We start from the raw sequence: 3,892 nt of genomic DNA on the forward strand, positions 1-3,892 counted from the left end.
GAGAGGGGCCAGGGGTGAGGGCCCGTTAATCCAAGCGGCGGCCTGTCAAACGCACAAAAATGTCTTCTAAGTTGGCCGGGCGCACCATGAGGCCGGTTTTGTCGGGTTCTGCCTCCAACTGCCGCTGAGCTTCCGCCAAGCTGGGGAAAAAGGTGTACTCCACCTCCCGGCCAGGACAGGATCGCACCAGCAGGGCCTCTCCATACTTGGCCCGCAGTTGCTCGGTGCTGCCCAACTCGATTAACCTTCCCCCATCCATGATGCCGATGCGGTCGCACAGCTCTTCTGCCTCCTCCATGTAGTGGGTGGTAATCAGCAAGGTCATGCCCTGCCGATTGAGATCCCGCAAGATCTCCCACAACAGCCGCCGCGCCTGGGGATCCAACCCGACGGTGGGCTCGTCCAAAAACAAAATCTGGGGGCGATGCAGTAACGCCCTGGCCACCTGCAAGCGTCGTTTCATTCCCCCTGAGAGGGTTTTCACTTTGTCTTGCCGGCGATCCGCCAGCCGCACATACTCCAGCCATTCATCGATGCGCCGTTGCCGCTCTGGGTTGGGGATGTGGTGCATACGCCCGTGGAACTCCAGGTTTTCCCAAACGGTCAGCTCTGCCTCTAGGGTGATAGGCTGCAGAACTACGCCAATTTGCTGCCGCACCGCCACCGGATCCCGCACCACGTCATACCCCCCCACCCGGATGGATCCCTGGCTGGGTCGGGTAAGGCTAGTAAGCATGCGGATGGTGGTGGATTTGCCGGCGCCGTTGGGCCCCAACAGGGCAAACACTTCCCCCTGGGGGATCTGCAGGCTCAAATCTTGAACGGCAACCTGCTGCCCAAAGCGCTTCCACACCCCCTGCATTTCCACCGCCACCGTCTTGGTTTGGGGCAAGGTTGGGGCCGTCGAAAGAGCTGTCACAGTCCGCTCCGGTAAAGTGTAAAGAAATCTTTATTCTCCAGCATACGCCAGCCGTGTCAGCAAGCTGCAGGTCTTATCAGGGATCCCTGCTGCTGGCAGCAGTCTGGGTTGTCTCTTGAGCTTTTGCGTGGCTGTGATTTCGTTCTCTGGGGTTTTTCTCTGGATCTTGCAAAATAGTACACATTGCGTCTGAAGGGTGAACCGCACTCCCAAGACAACACCTGTACAGACTCTGGAAGGGGAAATTGGGCTGGATAGCTCATGGCATATCTGTACGTATCTGTACGTATGGGTAACAATAAAGACACAAGCTTGAGCGGTCTGGCTGTCAGACTGGGGCTTTCTTCTCAGTGAAGCGACCTCCCTCAGCGCCCACCGATACCCTCTACTAACCAATGTAAGGAAAATGCAGAGCAAAGACCGATTCGACCAAATTGACTTCCGGCTGGATCGCCTGGTTGGGGCTGTGTTGACCCTGGCCGAGGCCGTCAGCTTCGTCAAGGATGACCTGACCCATCTGAAAGCCATTGTTCAACAACAGGTGCTGATATCCCAGGAGCAGAGCACTTGGCTGGGAGAGTTAAAGACGATATGTCAACAGCAAGCCGATACAGCTCGTTGCCAATCTGAGACGATTGAGCGCATTATTGCCCATCTCCTGCCCGCTCAGGATCCCAAGTCTTGAGGGATCCCAAAGGCAGCCTGGGGGCGTGCCACAATGGCAGCAGAGCTGAGGTTTTCCGCCGTTGGAGTGCCAGGTTGCAGCAGCAGGACAGGGTTCTGTTGAGGCTGAGGAGCTGCTTGCTTTCTTTCGTTGCCGACGCTTGCCTTACCTGGATCGCTTTGGCCCTCAAGAGGCCAAGCTGCCGCCGGACAACCTGCTGGAGCAATGGCGACGGGATCGCCAAACCCTGGCAGCCGCTGTGTTTGAGCAATTCCCCGGAGAACGAATCGCGCCGGGCAACGAGGCTCTCTTGGCAGCTATGGCCGACGGGGCAGAGCGGATCTACGGCGGACGGATTGCCGCAGAGCTGTTTTGGCAACCGCAGGAAGATCTCAACTGTACTGCTGAGGCAGAGCTGTTGCAGCTTGCTTCTGAACCTGTCCCTCACTCCTCCTCTCCAAGGGATCCCATCCCTGCCCCAGAAGACTACGAGATGGTGCCCGCTCTTGCGTTGCCGCCTGAAGCTGTTCCAGAGGGACGTTCAGTTTGGGTGAGCAGCTCCCTGGATCTGCTGATTCGGGATCCCACTCTCGTTGGCAGAAGTCGCCACGCCGCCCGATCCTCTTACCTGCCGGTTCATATTCGTATCGGCAAACGCCCCAAACCGGAATACGAATTGTTGCTGGCTTTGCAGGCAGAGTTGCTCGGATCCCTGCAGGGAAACGTTCCCAAGCGGGGCATTTTGATCCTGAAAGATGGGAAGTGGCACCCCGTCCACCTGAGCCGCCGACGAGCACAGGTGCGGCAATTGCTGCAGGAGTACCTGCACTCCCTCAACCAGCCGGAACCACCGCAGGTGTTCATGGCCCGCAGCCGCTGCCATCTTTGCCACTGGCGGGAGCATTGTCGCCAGTTGAACGCCGCCGCTCAACCCCTCAGCCTGCTGCCGGGCGTAACGGGATCCCGCTATCCCCTTTTGCAAGAGGCGGGGATCCACTCGATTGAAGCCCTGGCCAACGCTCAGTTGGATAGGTTGCAAGCCATTCCCAAGTTGGGATCCGGCGTGGCCCTGCAACTGCAGCTGCAAGCCCGCGCCACCCTCAGCCGGCAGCCTCTCTGGATTCAATCCCCCCCGGAAACCCTGCCCACCACACCCGTAGAGCTGTACTTCGATATCGAGGCGGATCCCCGCCACAACGTCGCCTATCTGCTGGGCCTGCTGGTGGTGGAGCAAGCCGAGGGGAAAAAGGTTGCGAGCTATCACAGTTGCCTGGCCGCCGAGCCGCGGGAAGAAAGGCAAGCTTGGGAGCAATTCTTGCAACTGGCACAACGCTATCCCGACGCTCCCATCTATCACTTTCACGGCTTTGAGGTGCAGACCTGCCGACGGCTGGGGGAGCAATACCGCACGGATCCCCGACAGCTGCGGCAGTTGTTGCAGCGCTTTGTGGATTTACAGGCCTGGGTGCAACGCTCGGTGGTGTTACCGATTGAGAGCTATTCCCTGAAAAACATCGCCCGCTGGTTGGGGTTTCAATGGCGTCTGCCGGATGCCAATGGCGCCCAGTCCATTTACTGGTATAGCCAATGGCTGGAAACTCGGGAGCGCAGATATTTGGAGCACTCGCTCATCTACAACGAGGATGATTGTCGAGCTACCCATCGGCTAAAAGACTGGTTGTCCCAAAGTGGAGTTCTCCATCCGAATGAGTTGACGAAGGTGGTCTGTCCCCAGCCATGAATGCCGCAGCTTGCGCTGCCGGTCTTGTGGTCAATGGCTGAGGCTTCGTTTAGAATTAGACAGGCCCATTTAGTTCATTAAGGGGATCCCATGCTGTTGAAATCTCATGAATCTCCTCGCTATCAGGGCAGAAACCGTCGCGGTCGTGGGGGATCGGCACGTAAGCGCCAACTGGACAAACGGAACCGCGCCTTGATGCAACGATTACGACAACGAGAGCAAGCTCTCAACTCTCGATCTTCTCGGCAGGGGCAAGTCAACCCTGCCTTTTTTGTGCTTGCTTCTTTTTTCCCTCAGCCTGGCTACAAGGGATCCCGCTTGGCTGCCTGATCCGCCCATTTCTTTCATGGCATCGAAGAATCGAAGAGTTTGCTTCTTGCGCCTTCAAGACAAAGACTGCACCCCTGCCGATAGATGCGGGTTTTGGCTGCGGGGCTCTGGATAGGTGGGAAACTCTCGGTCAATAGCGTAAACGGCTCAATTCCCGTCGCAGGCAGGATCGGGATGACAGGATTTGAACCTGCGGCCCTCTGCTCCCAAAGCAGATGCGCTACCAAGCTGCGCTACA

Annotated in this window: 4 protein-coding genes; 3 read left to right on the forward strand and 1 reads right to left on the reverse strand. The window is 57.8% G+C overall.

Translation table 11 applies throughout. The features are described 5' to 3' along the window. Positions 1–25 precede the first annotated feature (25 nt). Positions 26–874: an ABC transporter ATP-binding protein gene (locus tag NW819_RS02705; protein WP_011433616.1), complete on the reverse strand. Its 849-nt coding sequence runs from the start codon at positions 872–874 to the stop codon at positions 26–28. 451 nt (positions 875–1,325) lie between these two features. Here NW819_RS02705 and NW819_RS02710 point away from each other — a divergent pair, with 451 nt between their 5' ends. From NW819_RS02710 to NW819_RS02720, 3 genes are all read left to right on the forward strand, one after another. After that, entirely contained in the window at positions 1,326–1,604 is a 279-nt protein-coding gene (locus tag NW819_RS02710; RefSeq protein WP_414412809.1) for a hypothetical protein, read from the forward strand. 61 nt (positions 1,605–1,665) lie between these two features. Further along, positions 1,666–3,324: a TM0106 family RecB-like putative nuclease gene (locus NW819_RS02715; RefSeq protein ID WP_414412810.1), complete on the forward strand. Its 1,659-nt coding sequence runs from the start codon at positions 1,666–1,668 to the stop codon at positions 3,322–3,324. A gap of 90 nt (positions 3,325–3,414) precedes the next feature. Continuing rightward, entirely contained in the window at positions 3,415–3,654 is a 240-nt protein-coding gene (locus NW819_RS02720; protein ID WP_414412811.1) for a hypothetical protein, read from the forward strand. The last annotated feature ends 238 nt before the right edge of the window (positions 3,655–3,892 follow it).

It is taken from the genome of Synechococcus sp. R8-2, assembly GCF_047461715.1.
Taxonomy (GTDB): Bacteria; Cyanobacteriota; Cyanobacteriia; order Thermostichales; family Thermostichaceae; genus Thermostichus.

Coding starts and splice junctions, on each gene's coding strand:
- NW819_RS02710 (WP_414412809.1), top strand. CDS start 1,326: ATGCAGAGCAAAGACCGATTCGACCAAATTGACTTCCGGCTGGATCGC.
- NW819_RS02720 (WP_414412811.1), top strand. CDS start 3,415: ATGCTGTTGAAATCTCATGAATCTCCTCGCTATCAGGGCAGAAACCGT.